The following is a 19,317-nucleotide window of genomic DNA, read 5'->3' as shown; positions in this document are numbered from 1 at the left end:
TCTTCTCTTATATATCTTCGCTAGAAAGAGAAAATTAGGAGTCGTCGGAGTAGGAGTAGGTCTTGTGAGTTCTGTGGATGAGCGGGAGAAGACGCGTGGCTGTTGGCGATGGAAGAACCTAGCCCATGTTGATGAGATGGTGTATAAGGCAGGGTGTGTTGTGGGATAACGTGAGGGCCGCTGTGTAGGAGATTGACGATGGTCGGCCCGGTGTTGGGATGTCCACAAGAAGGAATGAAAAATTCTCCTCGCGCGATCAGGACTGTGGCGGCGATCCATGGAATTGTCCACACCTGTTGATAAGCCTGTGAACATTTATAAGTTATTGAAATGAAAAGATGAATCAGATGTGGGATGACGCCCTAGTCTACATTCAGGAGAAGGTGCCGAAGCAGGTCTATGAAACCTGGTTCACACCGGTCGTTCTCGATCGAGTCGAGGACACGACGGCCTATCTTGCCGTGCCGAACAAGTTCTTCGGCGAGTGGCTGGGCGAGCACTATCACGACTTGTTGGCGGAGGCGGTCTCTGCAGCGCAGGGTGGCGGTCGTATGGATGTGTCCTTCGTGATCAACAACAAGCAGGCTCCCCCCGCTGTGCAGCCGGAGCCTTCCTCTGCGGAGACGGGCGGGCGCGGCTTCGTGGCGTCGCGATCAAAGCGCGGCGTGCAGCTTAATCCCAAGTATACGTTCAAGAGTTTCGTCGTCGGGGCCGGAAACCAATTCGCCCATGCGGCCTGTATGGCGGTGGCTGAACAACCGGCCAAAGCCTACAACCCGCTGTTCCTGTATGGCGGAGTGGGACTAGGTAAAACACACCTATTGAATGCGATCGGGAACTATCTGGCTGAGCGGAGCGATCTTCGTATCGCGTACCTGACCACGGAACAGTTCACCAACGAAGTCATCAATTCGATCCGGTACGACAAGATGATCGATCTGCGGAAACGATACCGCAATGTCGACATGTTGATGATCGACGATATTCAGTTCCTGGCCGGAAAGGAACGCACCCAAGAAGAATTCTTTCACACCTTCAATACGCTGTATGAGGCCAGGAAGCAGATTGTCCTCTCCAGCGACCGATTCCCGAAAGACATGCCTGATATCGAGGAGCGGCTCCGCTCCCGGTTCGAGTGGGGGCTTATTGCGGATCTGCAGCCGCCGGATGTCGAGACGCGTATCGCGATTTTGCGGAAAAAGTCTGAAGATGAGCGGATTGCGCTGCCCGAAGAGGTGATCCACTTTCTCGCCACAACGATGAAAAACAACATCCGTGAGCTGGAAGGATCCCTGGTGCGGGTCGGGGCCTACTCCTCACTCACGGGGCAGGCGATCACCCTAGAGATGGCGAAAAACGTCTTGCGCGATCTCATCGGTGATAAGAAGAAGATTGTGTCGATCGAAGATATCCAGGAAGCGGTGGGGTCGAAATACCACGTGAAGATTGCCGACCTGAAATCGCGCCGCCGGAGTAAAACGCTGGTCCACCCCCGTCAGATCGCGATGTATCTCTGCCGGGAGTTGACGGATGCGTCATTTCCGGAAATCGGCCGCCAGTTCGGGGGGAAGGACCACACCACGATCATTCACGCTTGCCGACAGATCAGCAAAGCGAAGGAATCCGACAGCGCCTTGCATACCACGCTGGAGGGCCTGAAAGAACAGATTTTGAGGGCGTGACGGCTCTCTGAGGGAGATCGACCATGAAGGTACGCATCGGACGAGAGGAATTGTTGACGGGCCTGCAGCGCGTGCAGGGTGTCGTGGAAAAACGGAACACCATGCCCATCCTCTCGAATATTCTGTTGGAAGCCAAGCACGACGGGGCGGAAATCGTCGCCACGGATTTGGAACTCGGCATGCGCGGGCTCTACAAGGCGTCCGTGTTAGAAGCCGGTGGTGTGACTATTTCGGCTCGCAAGTTGTACGAGATCATCAAGGAATTGCCCAGCGGCGAGATCGAGCTGACTTCGGGGGACAACAATTGGACCACGATTCAGTCGGGCAAGAGCCAGTTCAAGGTCGTCGGCCTGCCGAGCGGTGATTATCCCGCGCTGCCATCCATTGAACGCGAAGGGCTGACGCCGTTGGCCGGGGCGGGACTGCTGGAATTGATCCGTAAGACACTGTTTGCCGCCGGTGACAATGACGCCCGCTACATCCTGAACGGCCTGCTCGTCAGTCTGTCGACGACCGACAAGAAGACGACGCTGTTGCGCCTGGTCGGTACCGATGGCCACCGTTTGGCCGTTGCGGAACGTGAGGTCGGAAGCCCGAACGCGAAGCCGCTGGCTCAGGACATCAAGGCCATCATCCCCAAGAAAGCGGCTCAGGAAATACGGCGCCTGCTCGAAGAAGGCGGCGACGAGGAACCGCTGATCGGGTTCACGAAGAATCTCATGATTTTCCGCAAGAGCGGGCTGCTGCTGACTTCTCGACTGATGGAAGGGAACTATCCGAACTATCAGCAGGTGGTTCCCAAGGAAAGCGGCAAGCGGATTGTGGTCAATCGAGGATTGTTGGAGAGCGCCCTGCGCCGGGTGTCGGTGCTGTCGAAGGACAAGGCCAATGCCGTGAAGCTCTCCTTCGCGCCGGGTGGGATGACCTTGTTCTCCAGTAATCCGGATTATGGGGAGGCGACGGAGGAATTGGCGGCGCGTTACGAGGGTGAGGCGCTCCATACCGGCTTCAACGCCCGCTACCTCCTGGACGCCCTGAGCGTCATGGATGGAGAGTCGGTCTCGTTGCAGATGGATACCGCATTGAGCCCCTGCCTGATTCAGGAGGCAGAGAGTCCGGGTTTCAAATGCGTCGTGATGCCGATCAAGATTTGATAACCCACATGCCTTTGTACGGGATGCTCGACATGCCCGTCCGGCTGGGCCCCAATGCGCGCGGGTCCGGGACGTACCCATGGGGCGGGTTGAGGGCTCGCATCGTGCGAGCCCGCCGCCGGCGGACCCGTGCAGAATTCTGTTAGGAGCTGAATGGCCAAGGACGACCAGCAGGACAATTCTGTCAAGCCGAAATCCGACAGTTACAGCGCGGATCAAATCAAAGTACTCGAAGGCCTCGATGCCGTCCGCAAACGACCCGCGATGTACATCGGCAGCACGGGCGTGGACGGGTTGCACCATCTCGTCTACGAAGTCGTGGACAACAGCGTCGACGAACATATGGCCGGCTTCGGGGAAGCCATTGAGGTCACGATCCATATCGACGGCAGCGTCACGGTCGTCGATAACGGACGCGGCATTCCCACCGGCATGCATTCCACACAAAAGAAATCTGCTGCGGAAGTGGCGCTCACCGTCCTGCATGCGGGCGGCAAATTTGAACAGGGCGCCTATACGGTGTCCGGCGGTCTGCATGGTGTCGGCATCTCGGTCGTCAACGCGTTGTCCGAATGGCTGGAGCTGGAAATCTGGCAGGACGGCCAGGTGTTCGAGCAACGCTACGAGCGCGGAAAGCCCCAGGCGCCATTGGCCGTCACCGGCAAAACCAAACGCCGCGGCACCAAGGTCCGTTTCAAGCCCGACGGCCAGATATTCGAAACGCTGGAGTTCAGCTTCGATGTCCTGGCGCAGCGGCTCCGGGAGCTGGCCTTTCTCAACAAAGGCCTGGCGATCACGCTCAAAGACGACCGCAAGGAAAAGGAACAGGTCTTCCATTACAAAGGCGGCATCGTCTCCTTCGTCGATCACCTCAATGAAGCCAAAACGCCGTTGCACAAACCCATTTACGTGCAGACGGAACGGGCCGATCTCATCCTCGAAGTGGCATTGCAATACAACGACGGGTATGCCGAAAATCTCTTCTCCTTCGCGAACAACATCAACACCAAAGAAGGCGGCACCCATCTGGTGGGCTTCAAAGCCGCGTTGACCCGCACGATCAACAGTTACGCCAACGCCAATGATCTTCTCAAGAAGGATACGGAATCGCTGAGCGGGGACGACGTGCGGGAAGGCCTGACCGCGGTCGTCAGCGTGAAAGTGCGAAACCCGCAATTCGAGGGACAGACCAAGGCGAAACTCGGCAATAGCGAAGTGAAGGGCATCGTTGAGGCCGCGGTCAACGACGCACTGGGTACCTACTTCGAAGAGAATCCACCTGTCGCCCGCAAAATCATCGGCAAAGCCATCGATGCCGCGCGCGCTCGGGAAGCCGCGCGAAAAGCGAAAGATCTCATCCGGCGAAAAAGCGCTCTGGATGGTGGATCCTTACCCGGCAAGCTGGCCGACTGTTCCGAAAAAGATCCGGCGTTGAGTGAGTTGTTCATCGTCGAGGGAGATTCCGCCGGTGGTTCGGCCAAACAGGGTCGCGATCGGAAATTCCAGGCTATCCTCCCGCTCAAGGGAAAAATCCTCAATGTCGAAAAGGCCCGCTTCGACAAGATGCTCAGCAGCGATGAAATCCGCACGCTGATTCTGGCGCTTGGCACAGGCATCGGTCGAAAAAAGGAAGATGGCGACAAGGCGGACAAGGATGCGTTCGACATCGCGCGGACGCGGTATCACAAGATCGTGCTCATGACCGACGCCGATGTAGACGGCAGTCACATCCGCACGCTGCTGCTCACCTTCTTCTTCCGCCAGATGCCCGAGCTGTTGGAGCGCGGCTACATTTATATCGCCCAGCCTCCTCTGTTTAAGGTGAAAAAAGGCAAGACCGAACGGTATCTCAAGGACGAGCCTGCGATGAATGAATATCTCGCGGATCTCGCCGTCGAAGGGGTGGAAGTCGCTCTCGAGAACGGCCGGGAATTTGTCACCGGTCGCCGGTTGTTGCCGATTCTCAAAAAGCTGATCGCTTTCGAAAGCCTGCTTCACAAGGTCAACAAGAAGCATCATGAAGCCAACATGCTGCGAGCATTCGTCGATGAGCCGGGTTTGACACGCGAGGTGTTGAAGGATCCGGCCTCGCTGCGGACGGTCGTGGACCATGTGAAAGCCACGCTGGCACTGGTGTATCCGAAGGCCGAGCCGACGATCGACATTCTGGAGGACGAAGAACATCAATCGAGCAAGCTGGCCTGCAAGGTGGCCACGGGCGGGATCGCGTATGAGTTGCAGGTGACGCACGAACTAGTCGGATCGGCCGACTTCCGTGAATTGCAAAAACAGGCCCCCTCGGCCATCGGGTTGGGGAAACCTCCGTACAAGATCAAGATCAAAGAGGCCGAGGTCCTCAAGAACGGGTCGGCCGAACTGGTGCAGGCCATCCTGGAGGAGGGCAAACAGGGGTTGAACATCCAGCGGTATAAAGGTCTGGGCGAAATGAATCCGGGCCAGCTGTGGGAAACCACCATGGATCCCGAAAAGCGGACCTTGCTGCGAGTGAATCTCGAAGATATGACCGGCGTCGATGAAATTTTCACGATTCTGATGGGCGATGAAGTGGAGCCCCGGCGTAACTTTATTCAGCAACATGCGCTGGAAGTCCGGAATCTGGATGTCTAGCAGGACTGGCACCGAAGCCGACACGTTGGTTTTGTGAATTCAGAGGATGCTCAAAACGGCGCTTCGGCAAGGCCGCTGGCAAGACAGGACCGGAGACGTACCCTCAGGGTACGTTGAGGACCTCTCGAGCCGGGAACGAAGCCGAGGGACATTTTCAGCATCCGTGGAGGGTAGATGCCGCCAGATGAACGTTTAGGACAGATTGCGATCGAAGATGAGATGCGCTCGTCGTACCTTGACTACGCGATGAGCGTGATCGTCGGTCGCGCGTTGCCCGACGTGCGTGACGGGTTGAAACCGGTCCACCGTCGCATTTTGCACGGCATGAATGAGATGGGGTTGGCCGCCAACCGGCCCTACCGCAAGTCGGCCAAAATCGTCGGCGAGATCATGGGTAATTACCATCCCCATGGCGACTCGGCGATTTACGACACCCTGGTGCGCATGGCGCAGAACTTCAACATGCGCTACATGCTGGTGGACGGCCAGGGCAACTATGGCTCGATGGACGGCGATGCCGCGGCGGCCATGCGGTATACGGAAGCCCGGTTGACCAAACTGGCTGAAGAGCTGCTGGCGGATATTGAAAAAGAAACGGTCGATTTCGGCCCCAACTATGACGAGTCGCGCGTCGAACCATTGGTCTTGCCCTCCCGGGTGCCGAATCTGCTGGTCAACGGCGCGGGCGGGATCGCCGTCGGCTATGCGACCAACATTCCCACGCACAATCTGGGCGAAGTCATCGAGGGGTTGCTCCTGCTGCTCGAAAACCCTGAGGTGACCATTGCGCAGCTGATGAAAAAAATTCCCGGCCCCGATTTTCCGACCGCCGGGTTCATTTACGGCACGTCCGGCATTAAGGATGCCTACGAGACGGGGCGCGGGCTTCTTACCGTCCGCGCAAAGGTCGCGATCGAGACGGACGAACGCACCGATCGCGAGCGGCTCATCATCACTGAAATTCCGTATCAGGTGAATAAGTCGAAGCTGATCGAAAAAATTGCCGACCTGGCGCAGGAAGACCGCGTGACCGGCATTTCCGACATCCGCGACGAATCCGATCGCGAAGGCGTCCGGGTCGTGATTGAGCTGAAGCGCAATGAGATTCCGCTCGTGGTGTTGAACAATCTATACAAGCACAGCCAGTTGCAGACGACCTTCGGTGTGAACATGCTGGCGCTCGTCAACAATCGGCCGGAAGTACTCAACCTCAAGCGTATTCTGGAAGCCTTTGTCGAGCACCGGCGCGAAGTGGTCGTGCGGCGTACGGCGTACGATCTACGTAAGGCGGAAGAACGCGCCCATATCCTCGAAGGGCTCAAGATTGCCCTGGACAATCTGGATGCCGTGATCGCCTTGATCCGGCGCTCGCAATCGCCCGACGTGGCGCGCGCGGGCTTGATGCAGCAGTTCCAGTTATCTGAAATCCAGGCCAATGCCATCCTGGAAATGCGGCTGCAGCGGCTCACTCAGCTGGAGCGCGACAAGTTGGTGGAAGAATATCGTGAAGTGCTGAAGACTATTGAATACCTGCGCTCGGTCCTCGGCAGCGAGGCCTTGGTGCGCAAGATCATCCGCGATGAACTGACGGAGATCAAAGAGAAGTATCAGGACGAACGCCGCACGAAAATCGTCAAAGAAGAAGCGGAGCTGACGCTCGAAGACCTGATCGCCGAAGAGGAAGTCGTCGTGACGATTTCGCATGCCGGGTACATCAAGCGAAATGCCGTCACGCTCTATCGCGCGCAACGGCGGGGCGGCAAAGGCAAGATTGCCATGGGCATTAAGGAAGAGGATTTTGTCGAGACCCTCTTCACGGCGTCCACGCATGACGCGCTGCTGTTCTTTACCGATGCGGGCAAGGTCTACTGGCTCAAGGTGCACGAAATACCCGAAGCGAGCCGGGCCGCCAAAGGCAAGGCGCTGGTCAACCTGTTGGCCCTCTCCAAAGACGAGAAGGTCACGGCAACGCTGCCGGTCAAGGAATATGCTGCCGATCGGTTCGTCATCATGGGCACCAAACAGGGCGTCATCAAGAAGACGGAATTATCGGCCTACAGCAATCCACGCCAGGGCGGCATCATCGCGCTGTCGCTCGACGCAGGTGACAAATTGATCGGCGTGGATCTCACTGACGGCCAGCGCGAGATTTTGTTGGGCACGAAGCAAGGCATCACCATCCGCTTCAAGGAAGAAGATGTGCGGGCCATGGGACGCACAGCCCATGGCGTGCGCGGGATTACCCTGGAGGCGGGCGATGAAGTCATCGGCATGGAGACCATCACACCCGATTCCACCACGGCTATTCTCACCGTCACCGAAGGCGGTTACGGCAAGCGCACTCCCGTGAACGAATATCGCGTGCAGGGACGCGGCGGGAAAGGCATCATCAGCGTCAAGACCACCGAACGGAACGGTCTTGCGGTCGGATTCCTCCAGGTCCGCGGCGAAGACGAAATCATGGTGATGGCGGCACAAGGGAAGGTGCTGCGTTGTAAGGTCGACGACATCCGGGAAATCGGCCGGAATACCCAGGGCGTTCGCCTGCTTGATGTGGATGGCGATGAGGATCGCGTAGTCGCCGTGGTGCGACTGGTCGAGCGTGAAGAAGGGGCACCCGACGAGGGCGAGTAATTTTCCGTGAGCCGTCTGGGGTCAGGCGGCCCTCCTCATCATGGTCATGAATCACCAGACTCCGCCGCCGGCTGTGGCTCCCGCCGGCCTCCCTGCCAAGCGTCCGCTGGATACGGTGGTGAAGATGGCGCTAGGGGTTCTCTTCTGCTCCTTTGCGCTGATCTGGGGCGGCATGTTTCTCAGCCGGCCTGACCGGTCCATTCCTCCCTACAGCATCGGGTCTCAGGAAGGTTCGGTCGTGGCGGTGCACGTTCCACCCTGGACCAGCGACACCGAGATCGAGACGTTGATCGAACGCTTTCGGAAGGTCGGGACAGAGACCAGAAATTTCGGCCCGATGAAAATCCATCCGACCACGGTGGACGATCCGAAAGGACGCTATCAACGCATTGCGATCTATGTCTTTACTGACGAGGGGTGGACGGAGCCGGACATGTTACACCGGTATGTGACCGGCGAAGATCGGACGGTGCGGGATGGGTTCGAAGGATCCGTACGCGGATTCTACCGATTGGATGAACAAGAGGAGGAAGGCCGCATCGGGCCGGTTCCGAAAGGCAAGGACAGCGCCGCGAGTGCCGCCTATTCGCGTCTCTTGTTCAAGGGGCCGGTCGGGATGAGCGTTCCGGCGGCGTCATCGCCAACGCCTGCGCCATGACGGTCGCGAGCTGTTCGCGGAGCGCCTGATCCTGAATGCCTTGGGCATGGAGCGCCGCTTCCCTGAGCAGTTCGGCACTCGGCTGGGGTGTTCCCGCGTCCGCGGTTGACGGCACGGGCTGCGATGCGTGTTCTGTGGACACATCCCCGATACGCAGCACGATCTCTGTCACCAACGGCTCTCCGGCCATCGAGTTGATCTTTTGGAGCAACACCGGCTTGAGAAAGGTGAGTTGCTGCAGCCAGACCGAGTTGTGCACGAAGACGTAGAGTTTCTTGAAGCGGATCTGGTCGGGGCGTGTGTGTGTGGCGATCGGCTCGCCCACGATCTCAGGCCAATGGCGTCGCAGGCGCGCCTCGACGAGCTTGCTCTCCAGACCCAGCCGGTGAGCAACCCCGGCCAAAATCGTGCCGAATGAATCGAGCCTGCTCTGTCCTCGCATGAGGGCATCATAACAAAATGCGCCCGGCGGGAACAGCCGTCGGCGGAACGCCATGACAAAGACACAGGATCACGACGACCAATTCAAAGTGGTGGCCACCAACCGGAAGGCTTACCATGACTATTTTATCGAGGAGAAGTTCGAAGCTGGCATCATCTTGCGGGGAACAGAGGTCAAGTCTCTCCGGGAAGGACGAGTGAACCTGCAGGACAGTTATGCGTCGGTCGATGACGGCGAAGTCTATCTGAATCACTGCCACATCAGCCCCTATTCGCACGGTAACCTGATGAATCATGATCCGCTGCGCAGGCGGAAGCTGCTCCTACATCGCAAGGAAATCAATAAGCTGATCGGGAAGACCCAGCTCAAAGGCCTCACGCTCGTCCCCTTGCGTATCTACTTTTCCAAACGCGGCCACGCCAAGGTGGAGGTGGCATTGGCCAAGGGTAAGAAGCAGTATGATCGTCGAGAGTCCATCAAAGCGCGTGAGGCGGGGCGTGAGGTCGAACGGGCGATCAAGAGCCGAAAGTAAACCATTCGCAGTATGAATCAGGCGAGGAGATGTGCTCTCCTATCCTGGCCGGCGTGACGCAAACATCGTTATTCCGTCCTTCCTCCGTTCGCGTTCCCCCACTGGGCTGTCCCCCTGAGGTCGACCTGCCCCTGTGCGGCATTGTCATATTCAGTCGTCAGTCTGAGTCACTTCCTCACTTGCCGCGGTTGCGCGGACGTGCTTGGGCACCTGCCCCCCCGATCATCGGTATCGGTTTCCGATTTCGCTCGTGAAGCATTGCACACGCCTGCCTGCGCATTCCCTGTTTCCTGCAAGATCGGCTGTTTCGGCACGCGGCACATGGAGACGGTTCGCTCGTCCATCAGAGCATCGTCTCCTTTCAGTCCACTCCATCGGATCACTTTGGATTGCCGTAGAGGGGTTGACTTTGTTCTAACTAGAACTATTATACTAGGGCTGATGTGGGGCGTTGAGCGATCGGGAGTCGCCGTGAGCTCGGAACGATCGGAGGGACCAATGCGGAACTTGTTTCACACCGACGATGCCTGGACCGGCTTCATCTTACGGATGACCGTGGGGTTGGTCATGCTCCCCCATGGCGCGCAGAAGATGCTCGGTTGGTTCGGTGGCTTTGGATTCGACGGCACGATGGGATTTTTTACGCAAAAGATGGGCCTCCCCTGGATCGTCGCGTGTCTGGTCATCATCGGGGAGTTCTTCGGCAGCCTCGGGTTGCTGGCGGGTCTGTTGACGCGCGTCACCGCCGCCAGTTTCATCGTGATCATGCTGGGAGCCATTTTGACTGTGCATGCGCCGGTCGGTTTTTTCATGAACTGGTTTGGGCAGCAGCAGGGTGAAGGCTACGAATATCATCTGCTCGTGATCGGGATGGCGGCAGCCTTGCTGATGACGGGAGCCGGGCGCTGGTCACTGGATAAAATCGTGGCGGACCGACTCGGCTGACCCAGGAAAGGACAGGAAGGGATGTTTGTCGTACTGGGGGTAACCGGACACACGGGAAAAGTCGTCGCAGAGACATTGCTGGCTCAAAATCAGCCGGTGCGAGTCGTGGTGCGATCGGCCTTGGCATGGTCAGGGGACAGGGAGTACTCCCCACCTTCATTGCCCCGCAAGCCAGGATCCCGATGATTTCGACGGGCGACATCAGCCGTGTGGCGGCGGATCGATTGATGGCCGGCGGACCGGGGCATGTGATTGTGGAACTTGCAGGCCCGGAGGAGTACAGTCCGGAGCAGGTCGCGGAGGAATTCGGCCGAATCCTCGGGCGTGCGGTCCGCACACAGGCTGCGCCGCTCAGTGCCGTGGTGCCGACCATGACGTCGTTCGGTTTTTCCGACGAGGCGGCACGATTGTTCGAGGAGATGTACACGGCCTTCGCCAAGGGCACGATCGTGTACGAGTTTCCCAACGCGCTGGTACGCGGTACGATTTCCCTCGCCGAGGCCGTGCGAGGGATGGCCTAAGAAAGGAGGCGGTGATGCACACGGAGACAATTGGAACCAAGGAACTGGTCGGTGTCTATCAACCCGGTTCTCATCATATGGTGGGAGATGGATTTCCGGTCCGCAATATGATTCCGGGCGCCGGTGTTGACGAACAACTATCTCCCTTCTTGATGCTCGACTATATGGGACCCGAGCAGGTCCTGCCCGGCAACAGGCAGCGCGGGGTGGGAGAACATCCGCATCGCGGGTTCGAAACGGTGACGATCATGTATCACGGAAAAGTGGCGCACCGCGATTCGACGGGCAGCGGCGGCATCATCGGGCCCGGCGATGTGCAATGGATGACGGCCGCATCCGGCGTCGTGCATGAAGAGCTGCACGAAAGGGAATTTTCGAGACAGGGTGGATTGCTGGAAGGGATTCAGCTGTGGGTCAATCTGCCGAAGGCCTTTAAAATGACCAGCCCGCGGTACCAGACTTTGGTCAAAGAGGACATTCCGGTGGTGGATCTCGGCGGAGGTGCTGGCCAGCTCCGGGTGATCGCCGGGACCTTCCGCGGTGTGAGTGGTCCTGCGAAGACCTTCAGTCCGGTTCATCTCTATGATCTGCGGCTGACGGCCGGACACCAAGTCGATGTGGCGCTGCCGGAAGGGTTCAATTCGTCGCTGTTCGTGCTCCATGGTCAGGTGATGGTGAACGGCGCACAACACATGGGCGAGGTGGAACTCGCGCTCCTCGGGCAGCGAGGCGAACGGGTGACACTCGAGGCGAAGCAGGATACCACGCTGCTCGTCTTGAGCGGGCAGCCGATCGACGAACCGGTCGCGCGTTATGGCCCGTTTGTCATGAATACGCGAGACGAAATCATTCAGGCGGTGCACGATTACCAGGCGGGAAAGATGGGACATCTGTCATGAGCGGGACGGCGCTCACCGTCGATGTGTACTCAGACGTGGTCTGTCCTTGGTGCTACATCGGGAAGCGGCGATTGGAACAGGCGCTCGAATCGGTGCAGGCGCAGGAACGCGCCCGTGTCTTCTGGCGCCCGTTCCAGTTGAACCCGACCATGCCTGCAGCCGGCATGGATCGCCGTGTGTACCTCGAGACGAAGTTCGGAGGGCCGGGCGAGGTGCAGGCGATCCACGATCGAATTACCGTCGCAGGCGTGAGTGCAGGTATTGAGTTCGCGTTCGGTCGAATTACCCGGACCCCGAATACGTTTGATGCCCACCGGCTCGTCTGGTTCGCTCAGCAACAGGGGCGGCAGGATGCCGTGGTGGAGGCGTTGTTCCACGGCTACTTCACGGACGGGGTGAACGTGGGTGAGGCGGACGCCCTGGTCTCGTTGGCCGCAGGGGCCGGATTAGACGCGGCTGCTGTCGGACGTTTCCTGCAGACGAAGGATGGAGTGGATGCCGTGCGGCAGGAGGAAGCGCGCGGGCGTCAGCTGGGAATTAGAGGTGTGCCCTACTTCGTGTTGAACGGGAAGACGGTGGTATCGGGCGCGCAGTCGGTTGAGACATTTGTCGACGCGATCGCCCAAGTGAGTGCATAAGGAGCAGCTGATATGGCGGTACAGGTCTATGGATGCAATCACATCGTGATCGAAGTGACCGACGCCAAGAAAGCGGTCCGGTTCTACTCGGACGTATTCGGCTTGAAGATGATGCGTGGCGGGGAAGGCGCGGCCTGGTGCAAACTCGGTGAGCATCAATTCCTGGCGATTTTCGAGGTGGAGACGTTGCAGCCGGATCGGGTGAAACATTTCGGATTGATGGTGCGGGATGCGCAGCAAATTAAAGAGGTACGGCGAAAGCTCACCACGAAATATAAATATAAGGTAAAGATGGAGCCCCAATTCCGGTGCGATTTCCGCGACCCCTGGGGAAACCGCATTCAGGTCGGCGACCTGTCTGATGAGTCATTGGTGTGGCTGCTCCCTTATCAAGAGGTCCAGAAGGCCGGAATCACGTTCTCCAAGCCCTCGCGCGCTCGACAAGGAAGGACGTGAGCGGATGGCTGATTTAGAGAAGGTTCGCACGCTTGCGAAAGATCTGACCAAGGCCTATCCTCGCAGCCCGCGGGAAATGCTGGGGGGCTATGTCATCGGGGCGCGTTGCGCGGACAAATGCCGGGCATTCCTGCTCGGCATCAATGGGGAGTACAACTACTGGCCCTGCTCTTTGGCAGGCCTGTTGTTCGCGTTCACGGGGATCACCCCGGACCAGTTCAAGGAGATCGTGGCAACCGGAGCAACCGATGAGGAACTTGGCGCATGGATCAACGTGCACAGCAAGGTCCAGGATCGACAGGCAGTCATCGAATGGAACAATAAGATGCGGGATCTGCGGCTGTCTGAGATGGCGCCGGCGGTGCAGGCGTATATGGAAGACTACATCCCGAAATACGTGCCGACGCATCGCCCTGTGTATACCTACTTCGATGTGTACGATCTGGAAGAGAAGCGTGTGCGATTTCAGCGCCCCGTGCTTGATGTGAAAGGAAGTCCCGGTGCCGGATGTGACATGGACTGAGATCGGCCAGGTGGATGAGCTGAAGCAACGGCCGCTGCAGCAAATCATCTGCGGGACGACCACGCTCGCCTTGAGTTATCGCGACGGCGCGTTTGCGGCCATCTCGGGGATCTGTAACCACATCGGTGGGCCGCTGGGAGAAGGACGACTTGACGGCGACTATGTGGTCTGTCCATGGCACTACTGGAAGTTTCATCGGCATACCGGTCAGGGGGAACCGGGCTACGAGGGAGACCGCGTACCCGGTTATTCACTGATGATTGACGGCGGACGTTTGTATGTTGATCTCGCGTCGGCCACCAAGCGGAAGAAGTTGGTGAAGACACCACATCCGCTGGCCCGTCCGATCGTTCGCGCAGAGGGCCCGATTCGCGTGTTGGGGCTCGCCACGACGGCGATGACCGTCGACCAGCCAAGGTACAGCGCCTCCGATGCCCTGCTTGAAGTCGCATTGGGGTATGCACGCGAGCAGCTCGAGGCCGACACGCGACTCATCCGCCTGCGCGATCTGTCGTTTCGTGCCTGTGAGGGGTTCTATTCCAAGGCGGCGGAGGCCTGTACCTGGCCTTGCTCGATTACGCAGATGGATCCAGCGGACCAGATGGATCAGGTGTACGAGGGCATCGTGCATTGGGCGGATGTGATTCTGGTGTCGACTCCGATCAGATGGGGCGGCGCCAGCAGTCTCTACTACAAAATGGTCGAACGCATGAATTGCATTCAGAACCAGGAGACGATCGCGAACCGGCACCTCCTGAAGAATAAAGTCGCGGCGTTTATCATTATGGGCGGACAGGACAATGTACAGGCCGTCGCGGGCCAACTGATGACGTTTTTCGCCGAGGTCGGCTGCCAGTTTCCGCAATTCCCGTTCATCGCCCATTCGAGAGGATGGAGCGCGGAGGACATGGAGCGGAACAATTCCGAAGTGCAAACCAGTCGTGAATTGCGCGACGGGGCGCAGGCGTTGCTGTCGCGTGCCGTGGAGATGGCACGGCTGATGGTCGAGGGGCGATTGGCGGGGCACCCGCTGGCCCGTGGCGGCCGGAAGGCGCATCAACTCGATAGTGAACCGACGGGATAAGCGGGATGGCTGTGTAAGGAGACGAGATGATGTCAGGTCAGGATCACATGCGCACACATCTGAGCAACCTCTCGCGGGCGTTGCTCCGCCTGCATAAGGCGCTACTGGACAGTGAACGGGTCTCCTATGAGCGGGTGCATGGGCGAATCGAGACGAATGGCGCATTCTTTCAGCTCGTGCTCGGAGATGCTTGGTTCGCCTGGTTGCGCCCGCTGTCCCAACTGATGGTGAAGATCGATGAGCTGTCAGAGGAGGAGGAAGTCGAGGATCGGGCGGAGATGACCCTGACCATCGACTCGGTGCGGACGATGTTGACGCCGTCTGAGGAAGGCGATGGATTTGGCCGGCACTATTACGACGCGCTGCAGCGCGAGCCGGATGTGGTGCTGGCGCATGCGGCGGTCAGGGCACTGCTCCGGACACCGTCGACCGGGAAGGAGTCGATCACATGAAGGCGCACTATCTGGGCCACGTCGTGTTTTATGTGAAAGATCTCGGGCGGTCGCTGGCATTTTATCGCGACCTGCTTGGATTCCAGGAAGTAGGAAGAATTTTCAACGGCGCGGCCGCGGCGCTCACATCCGGCCGCACGCATCATGAACTGCTGCTGATTCAAGTCGGCGATGCGCCGGGCCCTCCGCAAGGGCGGCGGCGAGGGCTGTACCATATCGGCATCAAAATGGGAGATAGCCTGGACGAACTCCGGGCGGCCAAGCAGGAGCTCGAACGGTCAGGTATCGTCATCGACGGGATGAGCGACCACACCGTGAGCCAGAGCCTCTACCTTCGTGACCCGGATGGCAACGAAGTCGAGCTGTATGTGGACGCCGACGAGGCGACGTGGAAAAACAATCCGGCGGCCGTAGTGTCGCCGATCAAACCGTTGGTCCTCTAGCTCCTCGAGCGGATCAACTCTGTCCTCTTCTGCGGCAGCGGATGGCTGAGGATTGGCGCATTTCTCCCCAAGCAGTGTGGATGTTGAGTGTACCGGTAAGTCGAAGAACAAGCCCTTCGCCTATTGGAGATGGCAGGGGTTTGAGTCTGATGGATGGAAGTGTTCGGAGCCCAGTGGGGCAAGTCAGTGTGTCGAAATGAAGTCATTCAACTAAACGGGAGGTCACAGCATGGAAGAACCAGTCATTGCAGCGAAGCAGCCGGCCGTGTTGGAGTTGGACGCAGGTACGCACTATTGGTGTCGATGCGGGCGCTCGAAGAAGCAGCCGTTTTGTGATGGGGCTCACAAGGGAACCAGTTTCACGCCCATGGCGTTCACGACGACCGAAAAGAAAACCGTGGCCTTGTGTCAGTGTAAGCACACCAAGAATCCTCCGTTTTGCGACGGGACGCACAAATCGCTCTGAGTTCCTGGTTGACCGGCGTGCCGCGCGTGATACGAGAGGGAAAGCATGGGTGAGGCGGCGGACGAGAGCGGGTATTCAATCACACTGACCGAGCGGCGTCTGGTGGCGGAAGGGACGATGGCGTTCTACTTCGACAAGCCGTCGCAGTTCGCCTTCACGCCGGGTCAGTTTGTCGATCTGACGCTGCCTCAGCCTTCTGAGACCGATGCAGCGGGCAATACCAGGGCCTTTTCCATCGCGAGCGCGCCGCAGGAATCAACCCTGATGGTTGCCACCCGGCTCCGCGATACCGCCTTCAAGCGCGAACTGCAGCGCATGCCGCTCGACTCAACCGTCCGGATGGAAGGGCCGTTCGGGAACTTGGTGCTACATGCCGACCAGACACGCCCGGCCGTCTTTCTGGCGGGCGGGATCGGCATTACACCGTTTCGCAGCATGGTGGTGCAGGCGGCGATGCAACGGTCGCCGCACCCCATGGTGCTCTTCTACTCCAACCGACGACCGGAAGATGCGGCGTTTCTGGACGAATTGCAGTCCTTGCAGGACAAGAATCCTCACTATCGCTTCGTAGCCACCATGACCGAACCCGCGAATTCCTCCCGCCCCTGGCAGGGCGAGACGGGGTACATTAACGCGGTGCTGCTCTCCAAACACCTCGTCAATGTGAAGAAGCCGATCTATTACGTGGTCGGCCCGCCGGGTATGGTCGGCGCATTGCGCACGATGTTGAAAGAAGCCGGCATCGACCACAGCGATATTCGCACGGAAACATTCGCAGGCTACTGACTCAAGACGCCGTCATCCCCTCGCGGTTTGTCTTCCTCTGAATCGCCGACCACCGTGCCTTCCCTATTGATCACGGCGCCACAACGATCATTCTGTTCTCGATCAGATCAATCAGGCGGCGGAGGACAATGAGAAGGGTATCACGACCAAACCGCTCGTGCGCCTTGGCTCGTACCAGCAAAACATCGTGTTCGAGACCGCGGGCGAGAGTGCACTCCGGTGCCGTTGCGTACTGCGGCGGTCGCGGGCATACTAAGCCACGACTCATGAATAACCAGCCGCCCTTCTCATCTCCGCAAGCGACGCAAGAAGACAGTGGGCGCTATGGCGCCTTGTTGCAGGTGGTGGAGGCGATTGCGACCCATTCCGACCTGCCGAGTCTCATTCAGGATCTCGCCCGCCGCCTGCCGATGCTCGTTCCCGTCAATTTTGTCGGCCTTTCCCTCTATGATGCGCAACGCGACATCATGCGGCTGCATGTGCTGCAAGCGAATGTTCCGGCTGACATCATCGGCGGCCAGGAGGCACCCTCCGGCGACACACCGGCCGGCCTGGTGTGGGACACCCAGCGTCCGTTATTGATCAATGATCTGACCAAGGAATCCCGTTGGCCGTCCATTGTCCGGCTGATGCGGGAGGACGGCGTGCAGTCCTGCTGTCTGGTGCCGCTGACGTCGGTAGAGCGTCAGCTGGGTTCGCTCGAATTTTCCAGTCTGCAGCCCGGTGCCTATGGGGAGCAGGATCTGGACTTGATGCAGCAGATCGGGCGTCAGGTGGCGGTGGCCGTGGAGAATGTGCTCAACCGTGAGGCGGCGGCGGCCTCACAGCGGGACGTCGAACGGCAGCGCGATCGCTTCGGTCTGTTATTGCGCATGACCAACACCATGGCCTCCACGCTGGACCTGCGCGAGGTGTTCAAAGCGGTGAGTCTCTGTCTCCGCGAGATGGTCCCGCAGGAATATGCCAGTTTAATCCTCTACGACAGCAAGACCCAGCGCGTGCGTCTCCATGCGCTCGACTTTCCCGACAATCAGGGCGCACTCACGGAGGGAAATAGCTCAGACGCCTACGATTCGCCGGCCGGTCTTGCCCTCCAGACGAAGCGGCCGGTGGTTGTGCCGGATCGGCACAAAATGCAGGCGTTCTCACATCCGGTGACGCAGCTGCTGGTCGAGCGCGGATTTCAATCGAACTGCTCACTGCCGCTGTTGTCCCGTGATCGCGTGATTGGCTGTCTCAATCTGGCCAGCCGTCAGGAGCAGGCGTTCGTCGAGCAGGACATCGAGTTTCTCAGCCAGGTGGCCGGACAGATTGCGCTCGCGGTGGACAATGCTCTGGCCTATCAAGAGATCACCGAACTCAAAGACCGGCTGACCGAGGAGAAGCACTATCTCGAAGAGGAGATTCGCCTCGAACATGGTTTCGACGATATCATCGGCGATAGCCGGGCGTTGAAACAGGTGTTGGGGCAAGTGGAAATCGTGGCGCCGACCGACGCGACGGTGCTGATCCTGGGTGAAACCGGCACCGGGAAAGAGCTGATTGCCAGGGCCATCCATCGCCTGAGCGGGCGACATGCACGCACGTTTGTCAAACTGAACTGCGCCGCGATTCCCACTGGGCTGCTCGAAAGCGAGTTATTCGGCCATGAGCGGGGGGCGTTCACCGGAGCCATCGCGCAGAAAGTCGGTCGGTTCGAATTGGCCCATGGCGGGACGATCTTTTTAGACGAGGTGGGGGAAATTCCGCTGGAGCTGCAGTCTAAACTGCTTCGTGTGTTGCAGGAACAGGAGTTCGAACGGCTCGGGAGCACGCGCACCATCCACGTAGATATCCGTCTGATCGCCGCCACGAATCGCGATCTGGCGACGCTGGTCGAAGAGCAACATTTCCGTGGCGATCTCTATTACCGGTTGAACGTGTTTCCCCTGAACCTGCCGCCTCTCCGCGAGCGACGGGACGACATCCCCATGCTCGTGCGGTATTTCGCGCAGCACTATGCCGCGCGCATGAAGAAGTCCATCGAATCGGTTCCCGCCCCCACTCTGGAGGCCCTGTCCCGCTACCACTGGCCGGGCAACATCCGGGAATTGGAAAATCTGGTCGAACGGGCCGTCATTCTCACTCAGGGAACGCAACTGCATGTGCCCCTCCAGGAACTGAAACTGGTGGAGCCGGAGCGTCATGCTGCGACGCCTTCCCTGCAGGAGGCGGAACGCGAGCAGATCCTTCGTGTCCTGCGAGAGACGAAGTGGACGATCGGCGGACCGGGCGGTGCGGCGGTTCGGCTTGGCCTCAAGCGCACCACCCTCACCTCCAAAATCAAAAAGCTCGGCCTGTCCCGCCCTCGGGAATAATCGCGCGCTGCCCCCTA

Annotated in this window: 19 protein-coding genes; 18 read left to right on the top strand and 1 reads right to left on the bottom strand. The window is 58.9% G+C overall.

What is annotated here, in order from left to right:
* Nucleotides 1-347: 347 nt before the first annotated feature.
* The 5 genes from dnaA to JNL86_11910 all read left to right on the top strand — a co-directional run bounded on the left by dnaA (nucleotide 348) and on the right by JNL86_11910 (nucleotide 8,756).
* Nucleotides 348-1,682 (top strand): chromosomal replication initiator protein DnaA, encoded by a 1,335-nt coding sequence (gene dnaA, locus JNL86_11930; protein MBL8043616.1) that lies wholly within the window; start codon nucleotides 348-350, stop codon nucleotides 1,680-1,682.
* Nucleotides 1,683-1,705: 23 nt separating this feature from the next.
* Nucleotides 1,706-2,836 (top strand): DNA polymerase III subunit beta, encoded by a 1,131-nt coding sequence (dnaN, locus tag JNL86_11925; protein MBL8043615.1) that lies wholly within the window; start codon nucleotides 1,706-1,708, stop codon nucleotides 2,834-2,836.
* Nucleotides 2,837-2,989: 153 nt separating this feature from the next.
* The gene (gene gyrB / locus JNL86_11920; protein ID MBL8043614.1) at nucleotides 2,990-5,464 is read left to right on the top strand and encodes a DNA topoisomerase (ATP-hydrolyzing) subunit B; all 2,475 of its coding nucleotides are present in this window, start codon (nucleotides 2,990-2,992) and stop codon (nucleotides 5,462-5,464) included.
* A gap of 174 nt (nucleotides 5,465-5,638) precedes the next feature.
* Nucleotides 5,639-8,098 (top strand): DNA gyrase subunit A, encoded by a 2,460-nt coding sequence (gene gyrA, locus JNL86_11915; protein MBL8043613.1) that lies wholly within the window; start codon nucleotides 5,639-5,641, stop codon nucleotides 8,096-8,098.
* Nucleotides 8,099-8,138: 40 nt separating this feature from the next.
* Entirely contained in the window at nucleotides 8,139-8,756 is a 618-nt protein-coding gene (locus tag JNL86_11910) for a hypothetical protein (GenBank protein MBL8043612.1), read from the top strand.
* Here JNL86_11910 and JNL86_11905 read toward each other — a convergent pair.
* Nucleotides 8,698-9,198 carry a DUF721 domain-containing protein gene (locus JNL86_11905; protein ID MBL8043611.1) on the bottom strand — a complete coding sequence of 167 codons (501 nt, stop codon included), beginning with the start codon at nucleotides 9,196-9,198 and terminating at the stop codon, nucleotides 8,698-8,700. The genes JNL86_11910 and JNL86_11905 overlap by 59 nt on opposite strands.
* A gap of 52 nt (nucleotides 9,199-9,250) precedes the next feature.
* Here JNL86_11905 and smpB point away from each other — a divergent pair, with 52 nt between their 5' ends.
* The 13 genes from smpB (at nucleotide 9,251) to JNL86_11840 (ending at nucleotide 19,300) form a co-directional block, all read left to right on the top strand.
* Nucleotides 9,251-9,730 (top strand): SsrA-binding protein SmpB, encoded by a 480-nt coding sequence (gene smpB, locus JNL86_11900; protein MBL8043610.1) that lies wholly within the window; start codon nucleotides 9,251-9,253, stop codon nucleotides 9,728-9,730.
* A 498-nt stretch (nucleotides 9,731-10,228) separates the two neighbouring features.
* Nucleotides 10,229-10,675, top strand: a complete 447-nt coding sequence (locus JNL86_11895) for a DoxX family protein (GenBank protein ID MBL8043609.1) — start codon at nucleotides 10,229-10,231, stop codon at nucleotides 10,673-10,675.
* Between the two features lie 182 nt (nucleotides 10,676-10,857).
* A complete protein-coding gene (locus tag JNL86_11890) occupies nucleotides 10,858-11,196 on the top strand; it encodes a hypothetical protein (protein MBL8043608.1) in 339 nt (112 codons plus the stop codon).
* 14 nt (nucleotides 11,197-11,210) lie between these two features.
* Nucleotides 11,211-12,095, top strand: coding sequence for a pirin family protein (locus JNL86_11885; protein MBL8043607.1), 885 nt, complete (start codon nucleotides 11,211-11,213; stop codon nucleotides 12,093-12,095).
* Entirely contained in the window at nucleotides 12,092-12,733 is a 642-nt protein-coding gene (locus JNL86_11880; protein ID MBL8043606.1) for a DsbA family oxidoreductase, read from the top strand. Before JNL86_11885 ends, JNL86_11880 begins: the two co-directional genes overlap by 4 nt.
* Before the next feature lie 12 nt (nucleotides 12,734-12,745).
* Nucleotides 12,746-13,189, top strand: a complete 444-nt coding sequence (locus tag JNL86_11875; protein ID MBL8043605.1) for a VOC family protein — start codon at nucleotides 12,746-12,748, stop codon at nucleotides 13,187-13,189.
* A 4-nt stretch (nucleotides 13,190-13,193) separates the two neighbouring features.
* On the top strand, nucleotides 13,194-13,712 hold the full coding sequence (locus JNL86_11870; protein ID MBL8043604.1) for a DUF5069 domain-containing protein: 519 nt from the start codon (nucleotides 13,194-13,196) through the stop codon (nucleotides 13,710-13,712).
* Complete coding sequence (locus tag JNL86_11865; protein ID MBL8043603.1) at nucleotides 13,690-14,796, top strand: NAD(P)H-dependent oxidoreductase; 1,107 nt, start codon at nucleotides 13,690-13,692, stop codon at nucleotides 14,794-14,796. The genes JNL86_11870 and JNL86_11865 overlap by 23 nt, the downstream gene beginning before the upstream one ends.
* 29 nt (nucleotides 14,797-14,825) lie before the next feature.
* Nucleotides 14,826-15,248, top strand: coding sequence for a hypothetical protein (locus tag JNL86_11860; protein ID MBL8043602.1), 423 nt, complete (start codon nucleotides 14,826-14,828; stop codon nucleotides 15,246-15,248).
* The gene (locus tag JNL86_11855) at nucleotides 15,245-15,691 is read left to right on the top strand and encodes a VOC family protein (GenBank protein ID MBL8043601.1); all 447 of its coding nucleotides are present in this window, start codon (nucleotides 15,245-15,247) and stop codon (nucleotides 15,689-15,691) included. Before JNL86_11860 ends, JNL86_11855 begins: the two co-directional genes overlap by 4 nt.
* Nucleotides 15,692-15,920: 229 nt before the next feature.
* The gene (locus JNL86_11850) at nucleotides 15,921-16,157 is read left to right on the top strand and encodes a CDGSH iron-sulfur domain-containing protein (protein MBL8043600.1); all 237 of its coding nucleotides are present in this window, start codon (nucleotides 15,921-15,923) and stop codon (nucleotides 16,155-16,157) included.
* A gap of 45 nt (nucleotides 16,158-16,202) precedes the next feature.
* Nucleotides 16,203-16,943: an FAD-dependent oxidoreductase gene (locus JNL86_11845; GenBank protein MBL8043599.1), complete on the top strand. Its 741-nt coding sequence runs from the start codon at nucleotides 16,203-16,205 to the stop codon at nucleotides 16,941-16,943.
* A 266-nt stretch (nucleotides 16,944-17,209) separates the two neighbouring features.
* Nucleotides 17,210-19,300 carry a sigma 54-interacting transcriptional regulator gene (locus JNL86_11840; protein ID MBL8043598.1) on the top strand — a complete coding sequence of 697 codons (2,091 nt, stop codon included), beginning with the start codon at nucleotides 17,210-17,212 and terminating at the stop codon, nucleotides 19,298-19,300.
* Nucleotides 19,301-19,317 lie beyond the last annotated feature (17 nt).

It is taken from the genome of Nitrospira sp. (genome assembly GCA_016788885.1).
Lineage (GTDB): Bacteria > Nitrospirota > Nitrospiria > Nitrospirales > Nitrospiraceae > Nitrospira_A.
Note: the sequence above shows the minus strand (reverse complement) of the source record. Positions and strands in the feature narration are given on the sequence as shown.